Genomic DNA, 23,090 nt, shown 5'->3' with positions numbered 1-23,090 from the left:
GGACCGGGACGCATCGGCATGGCGGAGCGCCCCGGCGTGGATGGGGGTGGGCGGCGCTCAATACTCCCCGCTCATCGCCTGCTTGCTTTGGCAATGCACATAAGGCTGGCCGGTTCGCTTGCCGGGGAAGGGGTAGCCGGTGGGGCCTCCCACCGTGCGCAACAGCGCCACGCTGTAGTCGCCCTTGAGCCGGGCCTTTTTGATCGCCGCCTGGATCGCCGTTGCGTCGCCGTCCACGAACAGCGCCAGGAAGCCGCCATCGGTTTCGGAGAGCTTGACCGAGCGGATCGGCAGGCCGCCAAAGGCATAGCCGTCAGGCAAGGACAGCTCTTGGTCCCATACCGTGTTTTCCGGCTGGCGGGTCGCTTTGCCCAGCAGGGAGGCGATGCCGTTTTCTCCGAAGTTCAGCCGCTGGCAATTGAGCTGCGCCGCCAGGCGCTTGTCCTTGGCCGCGACTTGGGTCTTTTTGGCGCCCGCCTGATACAGCCCATCGAAAGGCACATCGCCGAAGACGCCGGCGCAGCGTTCGGTCATGAGTTGCAAGGCGGACGCCTGCGGGATGAGGGTCAGCGAGCAACGATCCTCGCGGTAGGTCCATTGCTTGCCATCCGTTGAAGCCAGCTTGCCTGCTCCCGATCCGGCATGCCGCGGGAGGGCGTTTCCTTTCTGCAGCGCTTCAAGCTCGAATCGGCCATCCGCCTGGATGGTGATGGCGCGCTCGAACTCGGCGTCGGAGCCGTCGTATTTGCCGGGGGCGGGATAGCCGGCGGCAGGGGCGCCGGTGTTGGCGTTGTCGCCCTGCAGCGCTTTATGGATGCCGTCCTTGATGATAGAGCCCAGGTTCAAGTTGAAGGTTTCCGCGCGCAGAGCCGGGCTGGGCAACGCGATGGAGGCCAGGAGCAGGGTCAGACGGATGGATGTTGCTGTTTTCATGGAAGGTCCAAGGTTAGGGTGTGATCACGGACGGATATGCCAGCTATAAGGCTTTCACTCAAATAAATCAAGATATTGGTATCTTGTTTTGAGATGAAAAATGACATCATGGCTTTGGGCAGTCGGGCCGCATCACGGGATCCTTGGAGTCTAACGGCGGCGCCGACAGGCTATCGAAAGCTGATCGAGCAGCTTGGGATGATTGCAGCGACTTTACCCCATGAGTGTCGCTGCTTATGGGTAAAAATCGTAGGCTGCGGGGAACGGAGGACGTCGCCATGGCAACTGGTGGATTGAAGGGTATTATACGGACAGGTTTATGATGATGGTTTTTGGGGCGCGGCGCTTGGGTCCAATATTGGACGTCAGCAATATCAATTGATATATGGACCTGCATGTCCGTATAAACTCTGTTCGGCTGCTCTCGAGGTTTACCAACTTAGGAGAATGCATGTTTGATCATGTCGTAATAGGAGTACGCAACTATGCGGCGAGTAGATTGTTTTTCGTCCAGGCGCTCGAACCGCTGGGCGTCACCGTGGCGCATGATGGGCCGCTCGGCGTCGAGCTTTGCCGCCCTGATAGCCTTTCATCGTTGTGTATTCGTCGAGAACCCGAGGAGAGCCCGGCGCATCTCCACTTGGCGTTTACCGCCGATAATCGCCAGCAAGTAGAAGCTTTCTATCGCGCGGCCCTTGCGGCCGGCGCCATGGATAATGGCGCGCCCGGCTTGCGCGCCCAGTACCATGAAAATTACTACGCTGCCTTCGTTATCGGCCCAGACGGGCATAACATAGAAGCTGTGTGTCATGAGGTCGAGGCCTAATGATCCATTCAAGCCGGAGCCGCTTCGTGCTCCGGCTTAATTCAGGCATTGAATTGCAATGCTCGAACTCAACCATCCGTAGAGGAAGCTTGGCACCCAGCTTCTTCGCCAGCGCTAGTAGAAACACTAGCAGCCAGCTCGGCTGATCTTTATGAATTGTCGAGTTTGCTCATGAGAAAAATCCATCGCCAGTAAGAAAATGCCCCACGATCAAAAGATCGTAGGGCATTGTTATAATGCTACAGCGAAAGCGGAAAATCTTTAGTCACTGCTTATGCTGCTCGCAACCGGAAGCTGCAGGTTCTGGCTTGCTGGGCTCAGCCGCAAGCCCCCACATGCCCGCAGGCGGTGCAGAACTCGCAGCCGTCCTTCTTGATCAGCGCGTGGTTGCCGCATTCGGGGCAGGCTTTGCCGGCCAGCGGCTTGAGCATGGCCGGCGCTTCCTGGGCGAACAGGTCGCTTTGCTCCGGCGCCATCACGCCCATTTCCTCCACCGGCACGCCTTCCTCGGTCAGCACGCCCAGCATCGCGTAGCGGTGGATGATCAGCCGCGCCAGATAGGCGACGGTGGACGGCCAGCTTTGCGATTTCTCCATGCCCGGGATGCGGGCGAAGAAGTCGCCTTGCGGCTCCGCGTAGTTCAGCAGCTTGCGCAGCTTCAGGCCGATCCAGGCCGGGTCTATCACCCGCATGTCGAGGGAGAGCATCTTGCACAGCCCGTCCAGTTCGCGCGGGTAGGCGCCGGCCAGCCACACCGAGTACGGGCGGCGCTGGCCGTTGGGCAGCACCAGCTCCTTGACGAACAGCACGAAGTCGTCGCCGGTTTGCGGGTTGACCACGTCCACCGACCAGCTCATGGTGCCGTCGCTGCCGGATTTGGGCTCCTTGCGGGCGAACAGCGCGTCCATCACCGGCGTGGCTTCGCCTTCCTCCAGCCGCAGCGCGCCCAGTTGCTCGACGCGGTGGAGCACCACCTGGCCCAGCGCGGCTGCGGCCGAGGTGGCGTGTATGGTCTTGTCGCCCAGCGTGAAGCGGTAGCGCTTGTCGCCGTTGGCGCGCGACAACGCGTCCAGCTTGGCGGCCAGCCAGGCGCGGTCGCGGCAGCGCATGTCCATCGACAGCGTCTTGGCGATGGCGGACAGGCCGCGTTGCTCATCCGTCGCGTTGACCCAGCACTCGAAGGGCTGGGCGCGGCCGTTTTCCATGTGGCCGACCACCACGGCGAAATCGCCGGCGTCGCCTTCCACCATGAAGGTCCACGACGGGTTGCCTTCCTTCAGCTTGGGGCGGTTCGGCCATTTCAGGCTGGACAAGGCCGGGGTCGGGGCGGTGTTCAGCGTCACGCGGCGGTCCGGGTCGCTGGCGGCGCCGGACAGGTCTTCCGGCGCGGCGGCGGCGCTCTGGGCCGGCTCCACCGACAATACCGAACCCAGCACATTGTTGGGACGGTAGGTGGTGATGCCTTTGAGGCCCGCTCGCCAGGCTTCCAGATACAGGCTTTCGAAGTCCTCGAACGGGTAGTCGGCCGGCACGTTGACGGTCTTGGAGATGGCGGTGTCGACATAGGGCGCGACGGCGGCCACCATCCGCATGTGGTCCAGCGCGCTCATTTCCAGCGCGGAGACGAAGTAGTCCGGCAGCTTGGCGGTGTCGCCGCCCTGCATCCGCCACACGCGGTAGGCGTGGTCTTCCACCAGGTATTCTTGCTGCGAGTTGTCCGCCATCCGCTTCTTGCGGGTGTAGAACCACGAGAACGGCGGCTCGATGCCGTTGGACGCGTTGTCGGCGAAGGCCAGCGAGATGGTGCCGGTGGGGGCGATGGACAAGAGGTGGGAGTTGCGGATGCCGTGCTTGCGTATCCGGGCCTGGATCTTGGCTGGCAGCCGGCTGGCGCAGTGCGGCGCGGCCAGGTATTTCTCGGCGTCGAACAGCGGGAAGGCGCCTTTCTCTACGGCGAGGTCCACCGAGGCGTCGTAGGCGGCGTCGCGCATGCTCTCCGAGATGCGGGCGGCGAAGCGGCGGCCTTCCTCGCTGTCGTAGCGTATCTTCAGCATGATCAGCGCGTCGCCCAGGCCGGTGAAGCCGAGGCCGACGCGGCGCTTGTTCATCGCTTCGCGCTCCTGCTCAGGCAAGGGCCACACGGTCAGGTCCAGCACATTGTCCAGCATCCGGATCGATGTGCGCACCACTTTCTCGAACGATTTGAAGTCGAAGTGGGCCTTGTCGCCGAACGGCGCGCGCACGTGGCGGGTCAGGTTGACCGAGCCCAGGTCGCAGCAGCCGTAGTCGGGCAGCGGCTGCTCGCCGCAGGGGTTGGTGGACTCGATCACCTCGCAGTAGGACAGGTTGTTGTCCTGGTTGATGCGGGTCATGAACAGCACGCCGGGCTCGGCGTGGTCGTAGGTGGACTCCATGATCTGCCGCCACAGCTCGCGGGCGCGCACGGTGCGGTACACCCACAGGCCGTCTTCGCGGCGGAAGCTGTCGGGGAAGGCGTCGGACATCGGCTCCACCACGTGGGTGAGCTGCCAGTCCGCATCGGCCTCCACCGCGCGCATGAAGTCGTCGGACACGCCGACCGAGATGTTGAAGTTGCGCAGATCGCCCTGGTCCTTGGCGTGGATGAAGTCCTCCACGTCCGGATGACTGACGTCCAGCACGCCCATCTGCGCGCCGCGGCGCGCGCCGGCTGACTCCACTGTCTCGCAGCTGCGGTCGAACACGCGCATGTAGGAGACGGGGCCGGAGGCGCGGCTGTTGGTGCCCTTGACCCGGGCGCCGCGCGGGCGGATGCGCGAGAAGTTGTAGCCGACGCCGCCGCCGCGGCGCATGGTTTCCGCCGCCTGCAGCAATGCCTGGTAGATGCCGACCTTGCCGTTCTCGGTTTCGGAGACCGAGTCGCCCACCGGCTGGACGAAGCAGTTGATCAGGGTGGCCCTGAGGTCGGTGCCGGCGGCGGAGTTGATGCGGCCGCCGGGGATGAATCCGTGATCGAGCGCCTCGAAGAACAGCGGCTCGAAACGCGCCGGGTCCTGTTCCCGCTCGGCCAGCGCGCGCGCGACGCGGTGGCGGACTTCGCTGACGCTTTGTTCGCCGTTCTTGGCGTATTTCTCCAGCAACACCTCGCGGGAGATGTCTTGTTCCGCCATGGCGGCGATGTTTTCCTGCTGCATGGAACGCTCATCCTTCTGAAACGGTGTTCAACGACGATGGCATGGCCGGCTGCGCATGAAAAACGGCGTAGCACACTATATGTTGTTACGCCGTTATGGGGTGAAACGCAAGTTGTTGTGTTCCGGCGCCGTTTCCGATTGTACTCCGGACACGGCGCCGGCGGGTTATTTCGCGCTGATTTTCACCGCCAGTTCCACGCCGTCGCGGTTGGCCGAGGTCTTCTTCGGCTCATCCAGCGCGATGCGGTCCGCCAGTTCCGGCTGATGCCGCAGCATCACCTTGCGGGCGTTGTCGCCGCGCAACTTGGCCAGTTTGACCAGATCGGCCGCGCCGACCTTCTCCGCCGCCAGCATTTCGTCGCGCAGCAGCTTGGCCAGCGCTTCGCCGGACGGGCCGCCCGGCTTCAGCGTGTGGCCCAGCAGCTTCAGCCGGCCGATGCGCTGGCCATAGACCGACTTGATCGCCGATTGGGTCTGCGCGTCTTTCAGGTCCAGCGTGGCCAGCGGCTCGTCGTCCATCGGCGGGTGGCCGGCAGCGGCCAGCACCGCGGCGTCGACGCGCGCGCGCGCCAGCTGCTTGGCGTCCTCGTCGGCGTAGCCGCCGGCGATGGCCAGCTGCATTTTCGGCCGCTTGGCCATCAGCGCCGCCACCTTGTCCAGTTTCTCGCGCTCGGGCGGGCTGACGTGGGCTTCGCCGGCGACGAAGCGGATGTCGTCGAAGCCGTCGCCGCCCAGCAGCGCGCCCAGCGCGCGGAACGGCGCGGTGACCACCTTGGTGACCACGTTGACGATGGCTTTCCATACCAGCTGGCCGTAGCTGAATTGCGGATCGTCCAGGCTGCCGGCCACCGGCAGGTCCAGGTCGATGCGGCCGTCGCTGTCTTCCAGCAGCGCCACCGCCAGCTTCAGCGGCAGGTGAGGCGACTTGTCGCCTTTCAACTCGTCGCCCAGCTGGATGGAGTCGATCACTATGCGGTTTTCGCCCTTCAGCTGGCGATGGTCCAGCAGGTAGCGCAGCTCCAGCGACAGCTTGCCGTCCTTCACCTGCCAGCCGGCGAAGTTCATCGAGTACGGATTCAGGTTGTTCAGCGCCAGATTGTGGAAGTCCAGCAGGATGTCGGTGCTGTCGGTGGGCGACATCGGCGACAGCGCGCCGCGCACCTTGACCTCGCCGTACTGGTCCACCGCGCCGTCCAGCGTGATGCGGCCGCGGCCGCCGGAGCGGGTGGACAGGTTCTGGATGCTGCCGCGCAGGTGATGCATGCGGGTGGCGAAGTCGGGCGTCATGCCGTGGTCGGCGAATTCCACCGCGCCGTTCTGCACGTGGATGCTGTGCACGTCCACCTGCGGCAGCGGCCCGCTTTTGCCGTTGGACGGCTTGGCTGGCCGCTTGGCGAAGATCTTCTGCCAGTTCAGGCTGCGCTGAGGGTCCAGAATCAGGCGGGCGCGGGGCTGGTCCAGCCGAACGTCGTTGATGGAAACCTTCAGCGGCATGCCTTGCGCCTGCAATTGGCTGAGCGAGAGCGTGTTCCAGCCCAGCAGCGGCAGCGGCACGCCGGGTTCCTGCAATGCCATCTTCGCCACTTTCAGCTGGCCGCCCAGGCTCCAGCGGCTGGCGGAAGCGGCATTGAGCTTGAGGTCGGCGCTGAGCGCGCCGCCGGACAGCTTCAGCGGGGTGCCGGCCAGCGCGTACGGCGCCAGCGGGGCGACCGGCAGCGCGTCCAGCCGTATCGAGCCGCGGGCGGAAGGCGAGGCGGCGTCGATGTCCAGCTTGGCGGCGAGCTTGCCGGCGCCGGCGCGGCCGGAGAGGTCCAGCGCCAGCTGGTCGCCGCTCTTCAGCTCCAGCGTGCCGCCCAGCTGCTTCAGGCTGTATTCCAGAGGTTTGCCCAGGCTGAGATCGCGCCAGCCGACCGCGCCGTTTTCCAGCGCCACCGCCGGATAGGCCAGCTTCCAGCCCGGACCTGCGTCTCCGGGCGCGCGCGGCGCGGCGGGACGCGGGCGCTGGGCCAGCAGCTGCTGCAGTTGCAGCTGGCCGTTGCGCTCCCGTTGCAAGGAGACTTGCAGGCCGTCCAGCGAGATGCCGCCGGGCTGGATGTTGCGCCGCTTCAGGTCGATCAGTGTCGGCTCCAGCTCGGCCTTGTCCAGGCTGAGCCAGGGCATGCCGCCGGCGGCGGCGAGCTTGAGATCGGCGAGGGATAGTCCGGCTTCATCCAGCCTCAGGCCGTGGTCGGGATCCAGCGACAGCTTGCCTTGCAGCCGCGGCACCGCGGTTTCCAGCAGCATGGGCCGGACAAAGGTCTGGTCGCGCCAGGCGGCGTGCCAGTCGTTGAAGCGCAGATTGTCTATTTTGACGATCCACGGCGAAGGTTTGGCGGGCTTGGCCGTCTTGTCTTCCGGTTTGGCCGGCGGCAGCGCGCGCAGCCAGTCCAGTTGGCCGGCCGCGTCGCGGCTGGCGGCTAGCCGGCCGTGGTTCAGTTCCACCTTGGCCACGGTCAGCAGCGAGCGAGACAAATCCAGCGCGCCGCCGTCCACGCGCAGCTCGGGCAGATCCAGCATGCCGTCGCCGGCGGGCGCGCGCAGCTTCAGGCCTTTCAGGTTGGCGCTCAGCGAGGAGATAGTCAGATCGGGCGAGGCGCCGCTCATGTCGAACTGGTAGCGGGCATTGACCGACAGCTCGCCTTCAGGCTTGGCCGTGGCGAAGTGGGGGCGGACATAGTCCCAGACCGATGCCAGCGGCAGGCCCTGCATCCGGGCCTCGCCGCTGGATTGCAGCGGCTGCAGCCGCATGCTGCCCAGCCAGTCGAAGCGGCCGCCGCCTTCCATCTCGGCGTGCAGCGTGTAGCGGCCGTTTTCTTCCAGCGTGGTCAGGTCGTTCAGGCTGAGATTGATCGGCATCAGGCGGAAGTTGCCATGCGGGCCGGCCAGGTGGTCGCTGATGCGGATCTGGCCGTTGCGCAGATTGATCGCGTCCAGTTTGAGGCGCGGCAACTTTTCCGGCGCGGTGCCGTCTTCCAGCTTGGGCGGGCCGGAAACGTCGGCGACGAAGCGGGCCCAGTTCCACACGCCGTCCTGGTCGCGCTCCAGCCATAGCTCAGGGCTGTCCAGCAGGAATTCGCTGGCTTGCCAGCGGCCCATCAGCACTGCGTACAGGGCGGCGTTCAGGTAAATGCGGCGGGCTTGGAACAAGGGCTTGCCGTCGCCCTCGCGCAGCGCCACGCCGTCCAGCGTCAGCTCCATGCTCCACGGCACGATGCGGACTTCGGCGATGGCCAGCTGGCGGCCATGTTTGCGCGCCCAGTCGGCGGCGGCTTTTTGCAGCAAATGAGGCGCAATCAGGCCGAGAAAGGCCCAGAAGGCCAGCACCAGCGCGCAGGCGGCGGCGAGCCAGCGCAGCCAGCGGCGGGGTCGGCGGGGAGGAGGAGCGAGGGGGGCGGCGTCTGCCTGAACGTGGGTATCCATATCGCTTAATTCTAATGCACTTTGACGCTGCCGTCCTGTTGCGTTGTTTGTCCTATTGTTGACTAAAAATGACGACGCGGGTCCGCAGCCCGTTGCCGGCGGGGGAGAACGCTGGCTAGGATGGACGAAGCGTTGAAAATATTGAACGCGATTTTGCCAAATCTTTATCACGAAAGGACGATGATCTTGCAGCAAAACCACCGGTCAAGCCGGCCAGGCAATTTCCCTCGCACCGCGGCCGAGAGGCCGCTGCTAGCGGACCGCAGCCTGTTTCTATTGCAGGCCGCGCGCCGCCACACCCTGACCCATCATGCCCGGAGGCTGGGAAGCTCGGGCAAACACAGCTGACAGAGGATTTATGGATAGTGCCCATCTGATCAATCAATGGCTCGACGAACATCATATCACCGAGGTGGAGTGTCTGATTCCGGACATGACCGGCCTCGCCCGCGGCAAGATCGTGCCGCGCCACAAATACGACCCGGCCGTGGGCCTGCGCCTGCCGGAAGCGGTGCTGTCGATGACAGTGACCGGCGACTACCCCGATCGCGACTTCACCTCCGTCGCCGACCCCGACATGAAGCTGCTGCCCGACCTCAGCACGCTGCGCCCGGTGCCCTGGAACAAGGAGCCCACCGCGCAGATCATCCACGATTGCTACAGCTTCGGCGGCGAGGCGGTGGATCTGGCGCCGCGCAATGTGCTCAAACGCATCCTGAAGCTGTACGAGGACCAGGGCTGGAAGCCGGTGATCGCGCCGGAGATGGAGTTCTACCTGGTGGAAATCCAGCCTGACGAGGACCTGCCGCTGCGGCCGCCGGTGGGACGCACCCGCCGCACCGAGGCGGGGATGCAGAGCTTTTCCATCGACGCGGTCAACGAATACGACGACATCTTCGACGTGATGTACGACTGGTGCGAGGCGCAGGGCCTGGCGCTGGACACGCTGATCCATGAAATGGGCACGGCGCAGATGGAGATCAACCTGGATCACGGCGATCCGCTGCAGCTGGCCGATCAGGTGTTCCTGTTCAAGCGTACCGTGCGCGAGGTGGCGATCCGCAACAATATGTACGCCACCTTCATGGCCAAGCCGATGCAGGGCCAGCCCGGCAGCGCGATGCACATGCACCAGAGCGTGGTGGACATCGCCAGCGGGCGCAATATCTTCAGTCTGGCCGACGGCCAGCCGTCTCCGGCCTTCCTGCATTTCATCGGCGGCCTGCAGCGCTACCTGCCGGCGGCGATGCCGTTCTTCGCGCCCTACGTCAATTCCTACCGCCGCCTCAGCCGCTACACCTCGGCGCCGATCAATCTCAGCTGGGGCTACGACAACCGCACCTGCGGTCTGCGGGTGCCGCACTCCGATCCGGAGGCGCGGCGGGTGGAGAACCGGCTGGCCGGCGTGGACGTCAATCCCTACCTGGCGATGGCGGCCAGCCTGGCTTGCGGCTACCTGGGCATGCGCGACAGGATCGATCCATCCGAGCCGCTGTCCGGCAGCGCCTACGAGCAGCCGCACCAGCTGCCGCGCCATCTGGACGACGCCATCGACATGCTGTTGCGCTGCCAGCCGCTGGCCGAGCTGTTCGGCGGGCACTTCGTGGAAACCTACGCGGCGATCAAGGAGGCGGAGTACCGCGAGTACTTCGACGTGATCAGCCCATGGGAGCGCCGCTTCCTGTTGCTGCACGTGTGAGGCGAGGGGCGGGCGCGGGCCCGCCCCGGGCTCAGGCGTCCTCGCCGGCCAGAACCGAGGCCAGCATCGCCACGCCGTTGTGCTGCTGCAGCGGATCGTAGAAGCTGAAGTTGAGCCGCATCGCATTCAGCCGAGGCTGGCTGTCGCGGAAGAACAGCGGCGCCGGCGCGAAGTGGATGCCCTGTTGCATCGCGGCCGGCAGGCGGGCGCGGCAGTCGCTTCCTTCCGGCAATTCCAGCCACAGGAAGTAGCCGCCCTGGGGCGTGATCTGGCGGGTGCCGACCGGCAGCTGGACCGACAGCTGCTGGCTCAGCGCCAGCCAGTTGGCCTGCAGCCGGCTGCGCAGCAGGCTGAGCATGTCCTCGTGCTGGCCGCCGGACAGCAGCCGGGCCAGCGCCATCTGGCTGGGCAGCGGCGTGGACAGCGAGCTGCACAGCTTCAGGCCCAGGATGCTGTCGCGGTAGCGGCCGGCGGCGATCCAGCCGACGCGGTAGCCGGGCGCCAGCGATTTGCTGAACGAAGAACAGTACAGCACGCTGCCTTTCTGGTCGTAGGCCTTCAGCGGCAAGGGCGCGCTTTCGCCGAAATACAGCTCGCGGTAGGTGTCGTCCTCGATGATGGGCAGGCGGTGGCGGTCGGCCAGCGCCAGCAGCGCGGCCTTGTCGTTGTCGCTCATCGTCAGGCCGGTGGGATGCTGGAAGTTGGCCATCGCCAGGATGCCGGCCGGCTGATGCTGGAGGATCAGCTGCTCCAGCCGTTCCTGGTCCAGCGGCTGGCCGGGCGGCGTGGCCAGGGTGTGCACGGTGATGCCCAGCTGGTCCAGCTGGTCGAACAGCGCCGGGAAGGCCGGGGTCAGCACCAGCATCGCCTGGCTGCCGGACAGCTTGGTCACCGCGCGTATCGCCAGGCTCAGCGCTTCCATGCCGCCGCAGGTGACCAGCAGCTCGTCGCCGTCCAGCTCCACGCCCTGGGCCAGGTAGCGCAGCGTCAGTTCGCGGCGCAGGCCTTCGTAGCCGGTGCTGGCGTTGCCGGACAGCGCGTAGCGGTAGTCGCGCAGCGCGCGGGTGAGGGCGCGGTTCAGCGGCGTGGTGTTGATCAGCGCCGGGTTCATGTAGGGGCAGCCCCAGGGCATGGGCAGCGCGCTGGTCAGGTGCTCGATGCGGATGCCGCTGCCGTCGCTGTTCAGCGGCAGATTGCTGGGCAATGCGCTGCTGCGCGCCAGCACGCGGAAGCCGGAGCGCGGCAGCGACTCGATCAGCCCCAGTTTTTCCAGCTCGGCGTAGGCGCGCTGCGCGGTGGTGATGCTGATCTTGTGGTCCTGGCATACCTTGCGCAGCGAGGGCATGCGGTCGCCGGCGCGCAGATGGCCCTGTTCTATCGCATGGCGGAAGCGTTGGCTTAATTGGCCGGTTTTGTTCATATATTGTTTTCCTGAGCCGGCTTACTCGCCGATGAAGCTGGATTTTTCCCTTATGGAAACGTCATCGTTGAGCGAGCGTATCACGAAGTGGATGCGATGCGAGCCGCGCGGCGCGCTTTCCGGCTCGACCTGGACCCGTACCGGCACGGTCTCGGTCTGCGCGGGGTCCACCTCGATCACCTGGCCGGGCTTCTCCATCCGGATGCCGGGCAGGCCCTCCACCGTCACCACGTAGCGTTGCGGCTGCTCGGTGGTGTTGATCACCCGCAGGCTGTAGCGGTTTTGCAGCAGGCCGTCGTCGGACTGCTCCACCAGGCTGGCGCGGTCGCGCAGCACGTCCACCTTGAATGGTTTCTTCAGCACCAGCGCGGTGGTGGACAGAGTGATGATGCCGGCCAGCAGGCAGGAATAGATGACGATGCGCGGCCGGTGGAAGGACGGGCCGCTCTTCGCCGGTTTGCCCTGCAGCGCCTCGGCGCTGGTGTAGCGGATCAGCCCGCGCGGCGATTTCAGCTTGTCCATCACCTGGTCGCAGGCGTCGATACAGGCGGCGCAGCCTATGCATTCGTATTGCAGGCCGTTGCGGATGTCGATGCCGGTGGGACAGACCTGCACGCAGATGCCGCAGTCTACGCAGCCCTTGGTCTGCGCCTCGCTCTTGGCCTGGGTCTTGCCGCGCGGCTCGCCGCGCTTGGCGTCGTAGGAGATGACCAGGGTGTGGTCGTCGAACATCGAGCCTTGGAAGCGGGCATACGGGCACATGTGCAGGCAGACCTTCTCGCGCAGCACGCCGGCCATCAGCCAGGTGAAGCCGCCGTAGAACAGCGTCCAGAACAGGTCCCACGGGCCCATCTGCAGCGTGGCCAGCTCGCGCATCGGCGTGAAGTAGCCGACGAAGGTCAGGCCGGTCCACAAGGAAAACGCGGCCATGACCGCTTGCGTCGAGCCTTTTTTGGCGAGCTTGCCGACGCTCATCGGCGACGCGTCCAGCTTGCGGCGGGCGTTGTGGTCGCCCTGGATCGCCCTTTCTATCCAGATCATGATCTGGGTGTACACCGTTTGCGGGCAGCTGTAGCCGCACCACAGCCGGCCGGCCAGCGTGGTCCACAGGAACAGCCCAAGCGCCGACACCACCAGCAGCGCCGCCAGATAGATGAAGTCTTGCGGCCACAGGCTGATGCCGAAGATCAGGAAATGATGCTCCGCCAGATTGAAATGCACCGCCTGGCGGCCGTTCCACTGCAGCCAGGGCATGCCGAAGAACGCCAGTTGCGTCAGCACCACCATGCCGACGCGGACATTGTTGAAGCGGCCGCTGGTGAGCCGGGGATGAATCTTGATGGGGACGGGTTTGATTTCAGGCTTGGACATGGCTGCCACCACGCGATGAAGATGGCTATTTTTACTGCTGGGGATCAGTACAAACAATGAACAGGCAATGATGAAAATATCAGTACAGATGTCGCTGTATATTTACAGGAACGGATAGCGTGTTGGCATAATCGCCAATGGGTGCAAGCGTGGGCCCGATCGTGAACAGAGATGTCGCATACAGATTATCGGGAAGGGGGAATGGTTGGATGCCAATATGGCCGCGGTGTTCGCGGTGTATCTGGTTGGAACGGCCAGCCCAGGGCCCAGCAATCTGGCCATCATGGGCGTGGCGATGGAGCAGGGGAGAAGCCGGGCCCTGTCGCTGGCGGCGGGCGTGGCGCTCTGGTGGCGGCGGGCTGCGCGCTGATCGCCGCCGGCGTGTTCTCAGCCTATGGGTTGCTGTTTTCCGCCGGCCGCGCGGCGCGCCTACCTGAGATCGAGGTGTTGGCTGCATGGCGCGTTGGCGCTGGCGTTCGCCTGGGCGGGCGTCAGAATGCTGAGGGGAGGGGCATGATCCTTTGCCGAAAAACGCGCCAGCCAGTGCGCTGGCGTTCAGGGATTGGGGGGATTGGCGCCGGCCTGCACGGCTGAGAAGTGGTTGACCACATCGGCCAGCCGCGAGGTGCTGTTGCGTATCTGCTCGATCGAACTGCTGGCCTCGCTGGCGTGTTCCTCGCCTTTTTGCGCCTTTACCAGCATTTCGTGGATGCTCTCGGTGGCATTGCCGGTGCCGTTCTTGATGTCGTCTATCATTTCGGTCACCTCCTTGGTGGAGGAACTGGTGCGTTCGGCCAGCTTGCGCACCTCGTCGGCCACCACGGCGAAGCCGCGGCCCTGCTCGCCGGCGCGCGCCGCTTCGATCGCCGCGTTTAGCGCCAGCAGGTTGGTTTGGTCGGCTATTTCATGGATGGTGTTGACGATGGTGGTGATGCGGTTGGTTTTCTGTTCCAGGTCTTCGATCAGACGGGCCGATTGTCCGGCGCTGTCGGCGATCACGCTCATCGCCTGGATGGTGTCGCGGATCACCTGTTGACCGTCGTTTGAGGCGCTGTCCGACGCCGCCGACAGCCGGTGCGCCTCCTGCACCAGGCGGAGGTCCTGTTGCCGCGCGGTTTCCTGATCGGTGATGTCGGTGGCGAACTTGATGACCTTGAACACCACGCCTTCGTCGTCGAAAACCGGATTGTAGCTGGCCTCCAGCCAGACCGGCCGGCCGGACTTGTGCAGGCGCTCGAACCTGCCGGTGACGAACACGCCCTGTTTCAGCTGCGCCCACATGTGTTCATAGGCGGGGCTGTGCACGAAATCGTCGGGGCAGAAGATGCGGTGGTGCTTGCCGATGATTTCCGCGGCGGTATAGCCGGTGGCGTTGAGGAAGTTGGCGTTGGCGGTCAGGATGATGCCATCCGGGGTGAATTCGATGGCGGCCATCGAGCGCTCGACGGCTTGCATGATGTTTCTCGACTCGTGGGCGAGCTTGACTTCATGGGTGACGTCCAGCGCGAACACGATCACCTTGACCACCTGGCCCTGTCTGTCGTTGACCGGGTTGTAGCTGGCCTCCAGCCAGACGGTGCGGCCGTCTTTGGCGATGCGCCTGAACTGATCCTTGATGAAGCCGCCGGTCCGCAGCACATGCCAGAACGCCTTGTATTCCTGGCTGGCCGCGAATTGCGGCAGGCAGAACATCCGGTGGTGCTTGCCGATGATTTCCTCTGCGCGGTAGCCCATGGTCTGCTCGAAATTGGCGTTGGCGGAGAGGATGATGCCGTCCGGGCTGAATTCTATGATGGCCGTCGAGCGGTCCAGCGCGTCCAGCACGTTTTTTTGATTTTCCAGTTGCGCCAGGGCGTCATTCAAGGCGGATTTCAGTTTTTGATCGAACATCGTTTCATCCTCGCGGGATAGGGATGGTCGGGATGGCAAAGTGCGCGTTATCGCTTATTTGGTGTATGAAATATGGGTGAGATTAGTCAAGGGGGAGTCTGGGGGGGAAGTGCGGTTTCGGACGGGAAGTTCATCGGCGGCTTGCCGGGAAAGCGACGCGCCGCCACGGTTCTTCAGCGCGTCAGCTGCGGGAACAGCCGGTAAACGCCGTCGACGATGATTTCCACCGACACCGCCGCCAGCAGCATGCCCATCACCCGGTTGACGATGTTGATGCCGGTCTGGCCCAGCAGCCGGGATAGCGGCGAAGCCAGCACCAGCGCGCCATAGCAGGTGACGGCCACCAGGAGGCCGCTGACCAGCAGGTAGGCCACCTGCAGCCAGGAATGGGCGGTGCTGGCATAGATGATCACGGTGGAGATGGTGCCGGGGCCGGTCATCAGCGGGATGGCCATCGGCACCACCGCGATATTGGTCTTGTGGCCGGCTTCCTCCCGTTCCTGCTTGGTGGTCTTGGTCGGCCCGGGCTTGGCGTTCATCAGCGCGATGGCGATCAGCATCACCAGGATGCCGCCGCCCACCTGGAACGAGCCGATGCTGATGCCCAAAAAACGCAGCAGCGTCTCGCCGACCACGGCGAACAGGCTGAGCACGATGGCGACGGCGATGGCGGTGGTCTTGGCGATTTTCCGCCTTTCCTCCAGGCCGGCGTTGGGCGTCAGGCTGATGAAGATGGGAATGGCGCCCAGCGGATTGACCAGCACCAGCAGGGCGATGAAGATTTTTGCGATTTCGATTTCCATGATGATGGAGCTTACCTGTTAGTTCGATCCACAACATTCGGCGTGGAGACGCAAACAACCATGGTTGCGTCAGGGAAATGGAAATATAAAAAAACCGGCGTCGCCGCCGGTTTCAGCATAGCGGAGCGCCGGCGCTCACGCCTTGGCCAGCAACAGCTCCACTGTGCGGCGGTAAATGTCGGACAAGGGCTCCACGTCGGCCGTTTCCACGCACTCGTTCAGTTTGTGGATGGTGGCGTTGACCGGGCCGAACTCCACCAGCTCGCGCGCGATGCGCTTGATGAAGCGGCCGTCCGAGGTGCCGCCGGTGGTGGACAGCTCGGCCTTGGCGTCGGCCACATCGGCGATCGCCTGGCCCAGAGCCTGGGTCAGCGCGCCCGGCGGCGTGATGAAGGGCTGGCCGGACAGCTGCCAGTGCAACTCGTAGCCCAGACCATGCTTGTCCAGTATCCGGCAGACCCGTTCCTTCAGGCTGTCGGCGCTGCTTTCCGGCGAGAAACGGAAGTTGAACAGCAGCTCGCAGTGGCCCGGTATGACGTTGGTGGCACCGGTGCCGGCCTGGATGTTGGACACCTGCCAGCTGGTGGGCGGAAAGAAGGCATTGCCGTCGTCCCAGCGGGTGGCGGCCAGTTCCGCCAGCGCCGGCGCCATCAGGTGGATGGGGTTCTTCGCCAACTGGGGATAGGCGATATGGCCCTGGATGCCATGCACCACCAGCCGGCCGGACAGCGAGCCGCGGCGGCCGTTCTTGACGGTGTCGCCCAGGCGCTGCTCGGACGTCGGCTCGCCGACGACGCAGTAGTCTATCGTTTCGCCGCGCGCTTCCAGCGCGTCCACCACCTTCACCGTGCCATCCACCGCCACGCCTTCTTCGTCCGAGGTTATCAGCAGCGCCAACGAGCCGGCGTGGTCGGGATGCTCGGCGACGAAGCGTTCGCAGGCAGTGACGAAGGCGGCCAAAGACACCTTCATGTCGGCGGCGCCGCGGCCGTACAGCAGGCCGTTGCGGATGGTCGGCTCGAACGGCGGACTGTCCCATTTTTCCAACGGGCCGGTGGGCACCACGTCGGTATGGCCGGCGAAGCAGAACACCGGGCCGGCGTCGCCTCTGCGCGCCCAGAAGTTGTCCACATCGCCGTGGCGCATCTTCTCCACCTTGAAGCCGATGGCCTCCAGGCGGTCTATCATCAGCGCCTGGCAGCCTTCGTCGCGCGGGGTGACGGAATCGCGGCGGATCAGCTCGCGGGCGAGATCCAGCGTCGCGCTCATAAGCCGAAGCGCTCCGTCCAGTCGGCCTCGGAGAAGCCGACGCCCACCTTGCCGTCCAGGTCCAGCACCGGGCGCTTGATCACGGAAGTCTGCTCCCGCATCAGCGCGATGGCGCCGTCCGGCGTATCGGCCGCGGCCTTGGCTTCATCCGGCAGCGCGCGCCAGGTGGTGCCCTGGCGGTTGACCAGCTTGGCCAGCGGCACCTGGGCGGTCCAGGCCTGCAGGCGCTCGGCGTCTATGCCCTGTTTCTTGAAGTCGTGGAAGATGTAATCGATGCCGTTGTCGGCCAGCCATTGCCGGGCCTTCTTCACGGTGGTGCAGTTGGGGATGCCGTACAGGGTAATCATCGGGTGGGTTTACAAGTCCAGTTTGATGCTGTCGAAGCCGGCCGCGCTGGCGGGGCCGGATTTGCCTTTGCCGCTCTCCTTCGACTGATTGACCAGCCAATACAGATTGGTGGGAGAGTCGGCGTTTTTCAGCGCTTCGTCGAGGCTGATCCGTCCGGCTTGATAGAGCTGGAACAGCGCCTGTTCGAAAGTCTGCGCGCCATCGCTCATGCTGCTTTCGATGGCCTCCTTGATTTTGTCCATCTCTCCGCCGCGAATCAACTCCGAAATGTGCGGCGTGTTGATCAATAGCTCCAGCGCGGGGGTGCGGCCGCCGTCCAGCGTCGCCACCAGGCGCTGCGAGATCACCGCGCGCAGCGAGGCCGACAGGTCCATCAGCAGCGCGCCTCTGGCCTCGGGCGGGAAGAAGTTCATCACCCGGTTCAGCATGTGGTAGCTGTTGTTGCCGTGCAGGGTGGAGATGCACAGATGGCCGGACTGGGCGTAGCCGATGGCGTGGCCCAGCGTTTCCGGATTGCGGATCTCGCCTATCATCAGCACATCCGGCGCCTCGCGCATCGCGTTCTTCAGCGCCCGCGTGTAAGACAGCGTGTCGAAGCCGATCTCGCGCTGGTTGACGATGGACTGGTCGTGGCGGAACAGGAATTCGATCGGGTCCTCGATGGTGAGGATGTGGCCCTTGGTGCTGCGGTTGCGCGCCTGCAGCATCGCCGCCACCGTCGAGCTCTTGCCGGAGCCGGTGGCGCCGACCACCAGGATCAGGCCGCGCTTCAGCTGGATCAGCTCCTCCAGCAGCGGCGGCAGCTCCAGCTCCTCCATGGTGGGGATGCTGGGCAGGATGTAGCGCACCACCATGCCGACGGAGCCGCGCTGCCAGAACACATTGACGCGGAAGCTGCCGAGGCCCGGCACCGGATGGCCCAGGTTCATCTCGCGCTCGCGCTCGAAGACGGCGGCCTCTTCGTCGCTCATCAGGCTGTAGGCCAACTGTTTGACCATATCCGGCGTCAGCGGCTTTTCGTTGACCGGCGCCAGCTCGCCGCCCAGTTTCAGCATCGGTGGGGAAAAGCTGGTCAGGAACAGGTCGCTGGCCTTTTTTTCGGCCATCAGCTTGAAGAACGGCAGCATCAGCATGGAGCGCTCCGGCAAGGCGGGATATCGATTCAGTTTAGCCGCCCGGCACGGGCTTGCGTTTGTTCCGGATGAAACAAAACGCCGCCCGGGAAGGGCGGCGTCGCTTGAATGCCGGCGGACGGTCAGGCCGGCTTGGCGGTTTCCTGGTCGCGCAGCGCGCGGCGCAGGATCTTGCCGACGTTGGTCTTGGGCAGCTCGTTGCGGAACTCCACCAGCTTGGGCACCTTGTAGCCGGTGAGGTTTTCGCGGCAGTAGCGGATGATGTCCTTGTCGGTGAGGGCGGGGTTCTTCTTCACCACGAATACCTTGACCACTTCGCCGGACTTGTCGTCCGGCACGCCGATGCAGGCCACTTCCAGCACGTCCGGATGGCCGGCCACCACGTCTTCGATCTCGTTCGGATAGACGTTGAAGCCGGATACCAGAATCATGTCCTTCTTGCGGTCCACCAGTTTGACGTAGCCTTCCGGGGTGATCACGGCCATGTCGCCGGTGGCGAGGAAGCCGTCGTCGCCCAGCACCTTGGCGGTTTCATCCGGCCGCTGCCAGTAGCCGCGCATCACCTGCGGGCCGCGGATGCATAGCTCGCCCTGTTCGCCCATGGCTACCGGCTTGCCTTCGGCGTCGCGGATCTCGATCTCGGTGGAGGGGACCGGCAGGCCGATGGAGCCGTTGTATTCCTTCAGGTCCATCGGGTTGATGCAAGCGGCGGGGCTGGTTTCGGTCAGGCCGTAGGCCTCCACCAGCGGCACGCCGGTGACGGCCTTCCACTTGTCGGCCACCGCCTTCTGCACCGCCATGCCGCCGCCCAGCGTCAGCCGCCAGCTGGAGAAATTCAGCTTGGAGAATTCCGGGTTGTTCAGCAGCGCGTTGAACAGCGTGTTGACGCCGGTGATGCAGGTGATCGGGTATTTGCGCAGTTCCTTGACGAAGCCGGGGATGTCGCGCGGATTGGTGATCAGCACGTTCAGCGCGCCGATCTCGGTGAACACCATCAGGTTCGCGGTCAGCGAGAAGATGTGGTACAGCGGCAGCGCGGTGACGATCACTTCCTGGCCTTCGCGCACCAGCGTGCCTACCCAGGCGCTCGCCTGAAGCATGTTGGCGACGATGTTCCGGTGCAGCAGCACCGCGCCCTTGGCCACGCCGGTGGTGCCGCCGGTATACTGCAGGAAGGCGATGTCGTCGTGGGTCAGCGCCATCTTGTCGTAGGGCTTGGCCGCGCCGATGGACAGCGCGTCGTTGAAGCGGATGTGGCCGGGGATGTGCCAGGGCGGCACCATCTTCTTGACCTTGCGCACCACGAAGTTCACCAACGGGCCCTTGAAGGCGCCCAGCATCTCGCCGATGGAGGCGATGACCACGTTTTTCACCTGGGTGCGCGGCAGCACCTGCTCCAGCACGCCGGCGAAGTTTTCCAGGATGACGATGGTTTCCGCGCCGGAGTCTTTCAACTGGTGTTCCAGCTCGCGCGGGGTGTACAGCGGATTGACGTTGACCACCGCGCCGCCGGCGCGCAGCGTGCCGAACACGGCGATCGGGTATTGCAGCAGATTGGGCATCATCAGCGCGACGCGGTCGCCCTTTTTCAGGCCCAGCCTGTGTTGCAGGAAAGAGGCGAATCGGCCGCTGAGCGCGTCCAGCTCAGCATAGCTGAGCACCTTGTCCATGCAGGCCATCGCCGGCCGGCCGCTGAATTTCTTGACGCTGCGGTCGAACACCTCGGTTACCGACTGGAACTGGTCGATGTCGATCTCGTGGGCGACGCCGGGCTGGTAGTTTTTGAGCCACACCTTATCCATAAATCCGGGTTTCTCCGTCGTGCGGGTTTTAGCGAGCTTCGCCGCGGCGGGCGCGGACGAGCGTTTTTGCGAGTCGCTATTTAATAGTTGTTGTTGTCGGCCTGAAGGCCATTGCGATCAAACCGGAGTTTGATTCGCGGTAATGTATCGCAACTGAAATCGTCTCGCAAAGTTGTCTGGCATGCGGCGGCCTTCGCCCCGGGGCCGGGCGGCCGCGCCGGTTTTCTTTTTTGCGGAAATAGGTTACAATCGCAGCGGTTAGGGATGGGCGTTTCGCCCATTTTTTATTTGTGGAAAAAGCAATGGATGTTCGTTTGCTGCTGGAAAACACCCTGCAGGGTCTGGGCTATGAGCTCGTCGATTTCGAAATGACCCAAGGTGGAGGTTTCCGCGTATTTATCGATAAACCCGGTGGCATCACCGTGGAAGACTGCGTGCTGGTGAGCAATCACCTGACTCGGCTGTTCATGGTCGAGAACGTGGATTACGAGCGTTTGGAAGTGTCTTCGCCGGGCCTGGATCGCCCGCTGAAGAAGGAGGCCGATTTTGTCCGCTTCTCCGGTCAGCTCGCCAAGATCAAGACGCGGATGCCGATCGAGCAGCAGAAGAAATTTACCGGTCGTCTTGCCGGGGTCGAGGACGGCTCCGTGAAGCTGGATGTGGATGGCCGCATCGTGGAGATTCCGTTCGCCAACATCGACAAGGCTCGTATCGAGCCTGAGTTTTGATGTCTGGACGGCGATAGCCCGCGCTAAAGGACAAAATTCGGAGAGGAATGCATGAGTCGCGAGATTTTGTTGCTGGTGGATGCCCTGGCGAGCGAAAAGAATGTCAGCAAGGATGTGGTGTTCTCCGCCCTTGAGATGGCGCTTGCCTCGGCCACCAAGAAGAAGTTTACCGATGACGAGATGGACGTGCGCGTCGAAATCGACCGCCACACCGGGCAATACCAAACCTTCCGCCGCTGGACTGTGGTGGAAGACGAGCTGTTGGAATCCGAGAGCCGGGAACTCGGCCTGGTCGACGCGCGCGACCGCGATCCGCGCATCGAGCTGGGCGCTGTAATCGAAGAACAGATGGAAGCCGTGGAGTTCGGCCGCATCGGCGCGCAGACCGCCAAGCAGGTGATCCTGCAGCGCATCCGCGACGCCGAGCGCGAACAGCTGCTGAACGAATTCCTGCAGCGCCGCGAGCATCTGGTGATCGGCACCATCAAGCGCATCGAGCGCGGCAATGCCATCGTCGAGTGCGGCAAGCTGGAAGCCGTGCTGCCGCGCGATCAGATGATTCCGAAGGAAAACCTGCGCGTGGGCGACCGCGTCAAAGCCTACCTGCTGCGCATCGATCGCCAGGGCCGCGGCCCGCAGCTGATCCTGTCGCGCACCGCGCCGGAATTCCTGGTCAAGCTGTTCGAGTTGGAAGTGCCGGAGATCGAGGAAGGCATGCTGGAAATCCGCGCCGCCGTGCGCGATGCCGGCATGCGCGCCAAGATCGCGGTCAAGGCCAACGACGCCCGCATCGATCCGCAGGGCACCTGCATCGGCATGCGCGGTTCCCGCGTTCAGGCCGTGACCCAGGAGCTGGCGGGCGAGCGCGTCGACATCGTGTTGTGGGCGCCGGAACCGGCCCAGTTCGTGATCAACGCGCTGTCGCCGGCGGAAGTGAGCCGCATCATGGTTGATGAAGACAATCACAGCATGGATGTGGTCGTCGAGGAAGAGCAGCTGGCGCTGGCCATCGGCCGCAGCGGCCAGAACGTCAAGCTCGCCGCCGAGCTGACCGGCTGGTACCTGAACATCATGACCGTGACCGAGGCTGAAGAGAAGCACCTGGCCGAGGACGCCGCGTTGCGCCAGCTGTTCGTCAGCGCGCTCAGCGTGGACGAAGACACCGCCGCCAAGCTGGTGGCAGAGGGCTTCGCCGCGCTGGAAGAGGTGGCCTATGTGCCGTTGGAAGAAATGCTGGAAATCGAAGGCTTCAACGAGGAGCTGGTGGGCGAGCTGCGTAGCCGCGCCCGTGATGCGCTCCTGACGCAGGCCATCGCGTCCGAAGAGCAGGTCGAAAATGTATCCGACGACCTGAAGGACGTTGAAGGCCTGGATGCCGAGCTGGTTCGCAAGCTGGCCGCAGGCGGTGTGGCCACCCGCGACGATCTGGCCGACCTGGCCGTTGACGATCTGGTGGACATGACCGGCATGGAAGCGGAAGCTGCACGCGCAATCATCATGAAGGCGCGCGAACACTGGTTCAACCAGTAAGGCTTTCTCGGGAAGTATTTACGGAATTTGGGAAGACGCATGGTTTTGACGAATGTAAAACAATTTGCCGGTGAGATGAATCTCACGCCGGAACGCCTGCTGGAACAGCTGAAGGCAGCCGGAGTGAGCAAGCGCTCGCCGGATGACACCCTATCGGCGCAAGACAAGTCCCAGCTCCTGGACTACCTGAAACGTTCGCACGGCGCGCGCGAGGACTCCAACATCACCCTGACTCGCAAGTCGACTTCCGAAGTGAAGAAGGCCGATGGCAGCACCGTGACGGTTGAGACTCGCAAGAAGCGCGTGGTGGCTCGTCCGGATGACGCGCCGCGAGCCGAGGCTGCCAAGCCGGCCGAGCCGGCGCCTGTCGCCGCGCCGGTGGAAGCCAAGCCGGAACCGAAGCCCGAGCCCAAGGTCGAGGCCAAGCCGGAACCGAAGCCGGAACCGAAGGTCGAGGCCAAGCCCGAGCCTAAGCCGGAAGCCAAGCCCGAGCCGAAACCGGCCGCTGCGCCGGCGCCGCGCACCGTCGCCTCCATCCTGTCGCCGGAAGAAATCGCTTCTCGCGAAGCGGAAGAGAAGCGTCAGGCTGCTTTCCGCGCCCGTCAGGAAGCGCTGATGCGCGAAAAGATCGAGCGCGAAGAGCGCCGCCAAGCCGCCAAGCTGGCCGCGTCGCAGCCGGCTCCGGCTCCGGTGGTGGAGCAGCCGC

17 protein-coding genes are annotated in these 23,090 nt (G+C 64.3%); 6 read left to right on the top strand and 11 right to left on the bottom strand.

Annotation, left to right across the window (positions count from 1 at the left end; translation table 11 throughout):
• Positions 1-57 precede the first annotated feature (57 nt).
• A complete protein-coding gene (locus tag VL52_RS23290; RefSeq protein ID WP_052729268.1) occupies positions 58-933 on the bottom strand; it encodes a hypothetical protein in 876 nt (291 codons plus the stop codon).
• Positions 934-1,384: 451 nt separating this feature from the next.
• Between VL52_RS23290 and VL52_RS11900 the strand changes: the two genes are divergently transcribed.
• Positions 1,385-1,759 (top strand): VOC family protein, encoded by a 375-nt coding sequence (locus VL52_RS11900; protein ID WP_046157237.1) that lies wholly within the window; start codon positions 1,385-1,387, stop codon positions 1,757-1,759.
• A 317-nt stretch (positions 1,760-2,076) separates the two neighbouring features.
• On the opposite strand, the gene VL52_RS11895 is transcribed toward VL52_RS11900, so the two are convergent.
• Positions 2,077-4,932, bottom strand: a complete 2,856-nt coding sequence (locus VL52_RS11895; protein ID WP_046157236.1) for an adenosylcobalamin-dependent ribonucleoside-diphosphate reductase — start codon at positions 4,930-4,932, stop codon at positions 2,077-2,079.
• A gap of 165 nt (positions 4,933-5,097) precedes the next feature.
• Complete coding sequence (locus VL52_RS11890; RefSeq protein ID WP_046157235.1) at positions 5,098-8,391, bottom strand: DUF748 domain-containing protein; 3,294 nt, start codon at positions 8,389-8,391, stop codon at positions 5,098-5,100.
• 358 nt (positions 8,392-8,749) lie between these two features.
• On the opposite strand from VL52_RS11890, the gene VL52_RS11885 reads away from it, so the two are divergent.
• Positions 8,750-10,090, top strand: a complete 1,341-nt coding sequence (locus VL52_RS11885; RefSeq protein WP_046157234.1) for a glutamine synthetase family protein — start codon at positions 8,750-8,752, stop codon at positions 10,088-10,090.
• 31 nt (positions 10,091-10,121) lie between these two features.
• Here VL52_RS11885 and VL52_RS11880 read toward each other — a convergent pair whose 3' ends face one another.
• A complete protein-coding gene (locus VL52_RS11880) occupies positions 10,122-11,510 on the bottom strand; it encodes an aminotransferase-like domain-containing protein (RefSeq protein ID WP_046157233.1) in 1,389 nt (462 codons plus the stop codon).
• A gap of 21 nt (positions 11,511-11,531) precedes the next feature.
• Positions 11,532-12,881, bottom strand: a complete 1,350-nt coding sequence (gene ccoG / locus VL52_RS11875) for a cytochrome c oxidase accessory protein CcoG (RefSeq protein ID WP_046157232.1) — start codon at positions 12,879-12,881, stop codon at positions 11,532-11,534.
• A 205-nt stretch (positions 12,882-13,086) separates the two neighbouring features.
• Here ccoG and VL52_RS23980 point away from each other — a divergent pair, with 205 nt between their 5' ends.
• A complete protein-coding gene (locus tag VL52_RS23980) occupies positions 13,087-13,251 on the top strand; it encodes a hypothetical protein (RefSeq protein WP_200896001.1) in 165 nt (54 codons plus the stop codon).
• Positions 13,252-13,436: 185 nt separating this feature from the next.
• Here the strand turns inward: VL52_RS23980 and VL52_RS25635 are convergent, their stop codons facing one another.
• The 6 genes from VL52_RS25635 to VL52_RS11845 all read right to left on the bottom strand — a co-directional run bounded on the left by VL52_RS25635 (position 13,437) and on the right by VL52_RS11845 (position 20,126).
• Positions 13,437-14,771, bottom strand: a complete 1,335-nt coding sequence (locus VL52_RS25635) for a methyl-accepting chemotaxis protein (RefSeq protein ID WP_046157231.1) — start codon at positions 14,769-14,771, stop codon at positions 13,437-13,439.
• Between the two features lie 173 nt (positions 14,772-14,944).
• Positions 14,945-15,574: a MarC family protein gene (locus VL52_RS11865; protein WP_046157230.1), complete on the bottom strand. Its 630-nt coding sequence runs from the start codon at positions 15,572-15,574 to the stop codon at positions 14,945-14,947.
• Positions 15,575-15,709: 135 nt separating this feature from the next.
• Complete coding sequence (dapE, locus tag VL52_RS11860) at positions 15,710-16,843, bottom strand: succinyl-diaminopimelate desuccinylase (RefSeq protein WP_046157229.1); 1,134 nt, start codon at positions 16,841-16,843, stop codon at positions 15,710-15,712.
• Positions 16,840-17,190, bottom strand: coding sequence for an arsenate reductase (locus tag VL52_RS11855; RefSeq protein ID WP_021477170.1), 351 nt, complete (start codon positions 17,188-17,190; stop codon positions 16,840-16,842). The genes dapE and VL52_RS11855 overlap by 4 nt, the downstream gene beginning before the upstream one ends.
• Before the next feature lie 9 nt (positions 17,191-17,199).
• Positions 17,200-18,324, bottom strand: coding sequence for a PilT/PilU family type 4a pilus ATPase (locus tag VL52_RS11850; protein WP_046157228.1), 1,125 nt, complete (start codon positions 18,322-18,324; stop codon positions 17,200-17,202).
• 122 nt (positions 18,325-18,446) lie between these two features.
• Complete coding sequence (locus VL52_RS11845) at positions 18,447-20,126, bottom strand: long-chain-fatty-acid--CoA ligase (protein WP_046157227.1); 1,680 nt, start codon at positions 20,124-20,126, stop codon at positions 18,447-18,449.
• Between the two features lie 302 nt (positions 20,127-20,428).
• Between VL52_RS11845 and rimP the strand changes: the two genes are divergently transcribed.
• The 3 genes from rimP to VL52_RS11830 form a co-directional block, all read left to right on the top strand.
• Positions 20,429-20,854 (top strand): ribosome maturation factor RimP, encoded by a 426-nt coding sequence (gene rimP / locus VL52_RS11840; protein ID WP_021477167.1) that lies wholly within the window; start codon positions 20,429-20,431, stop codon positions 20,852-20,854.
• A 51-nt stretch (positions 20,855-20,905) separates the two neighbouring features.
• A complete protein-coding gene (gene nusA / locus VL52_RS11835) occupies positions 20,906-22,384 on the top strand; it encodes a transcription termination factor NusA (RefSeq protein WP_046157226.1) in 1,479 nt (492 codons plus the stop codon).
• Positions 22,385-22,459: 75 nt separating this feature from the next.
• On the top strand, positions 22,460-23,090 hold a 631-nt coding region (locus VL52_RS11830), incomplete at its 3' end, for a translation initiation factor IF-2 N-terminal domain-containing protein (RefSeq protein WP_046157225.1).

The organism is Chromobacterium vaccinii (genome assembly GCF_000971335.1).
In the GTDB taxonomy this organism is placed as follows: Bacteria; Pseudomonadota; Gammaproteobacteria; order Burkholderiales; family Chromobacteriaceae; genus Chromobacterium; species Chromobacterium vaccinii.
The sequence above is the reverse complement of the archived record's forward strand: the minus strand, read 5'-3'. Positions and strand labels throughout refer to the sequence as shown.

Coding starts and splice junctions, on each gene's coding strand:
- ccoG (WP_046157232.1), bottom strand. CDS start 12,881: ATGTCCAAGCCTGAAATCAAACCCGTCCCCATCAAGATTCATCCCCGG.
- nusA (WP_046157226.1), top strand. CDS start 20,906: ATGAGTCGCGAGATTTTGTTGCTGGTGGATGCCCTGGCGAGCGAAAAG.
- dapE (WP_046157229.1), bottom strand. CDS start 16,843: ATGAGCGCGACGCTGGATCTCGCCCGCGAGCTGATCCGCCGCGATTCC.
- VL52_RS23290 (WP_052729268.1), bottom strand. CDS start 933: ATGAAAACAGCAACATCCATCCGTCTGACCCTGCTCCTGGCCTCCATC.
- VL52_RS11890 (WP_046157235.1), bottom strand. CDS start 8,391: ATGGATACCCACGTTCAGGCAGACGCCGCCCCCCTCGCTCCTCCTCCC.
- VL52_RS11855 (WP_021477170.1), bottom strand. CDS start 17,190: ATGATTACCCTGTACGGCATCCCCAACTGCACCACCGTGAAGAAGGCC.
- VL52_RS11895 (WP_046157236.1), bottom strand. CDS start 4,932: ATGCAGCAGGAAAACATCGCCGCCATGGCGGAACAAGACATCTCCCGC.
- rimP (WP_021477167.1), top strand. CDS start 20,429: ATGGATGTTCGTTTGCTGCTGGAAAACACCCTGCAGGGTCTGGGCTAT.
- VL52_RS25635 (WP_046157231.1), bottom strand. CDS start 14,771: ATGTTCGATCAAAAACTGAAATCCGCCTTGAATGACGCCCTGGCGCAA.
- VL52_RS11885 (WP_046157234.1), top strand. CDS start 8,750: ATGGATAGTGCCCATCTGATCAATCAATGGCTCGACGAACATCATATC.
- VL52_RS11865 (WP_046157230.1), bottom strand. CDS start 15,574: ATGGAAATCGAAATCGCAAAAATCTTCATCGCCCTGCTGGTGCTGGTC.
- VL52_RS11900 (WP_046157237.1), top strand. CDS start 1,385: ATGTTTGATCATGTCGTAATAGGAGTACGCAACTATGCGGCGAGTAGA.
- VL52_RS11845 (WP_046157227.1), bottom strand. CDS start 20,126: ATGGATAAGGTGTGGCTCAAAAACTACCAGCCCGGCGTCGCCCACGAG.
- VL52_RS11850 (WP_046157228.1), bottom strand. CDS start 18,324: ATGCTGATGCTGCCGTTCTTCAAGCTGATGGCCGAAAAAAAGGCCAGC.
- VL52_RS11880 (WP_046157233.1), bottom strand. CDS start 11,510: ATGAACAAAACCGGCCAATTAAGCCAACGCTTCCGCCATGCGATAGAA.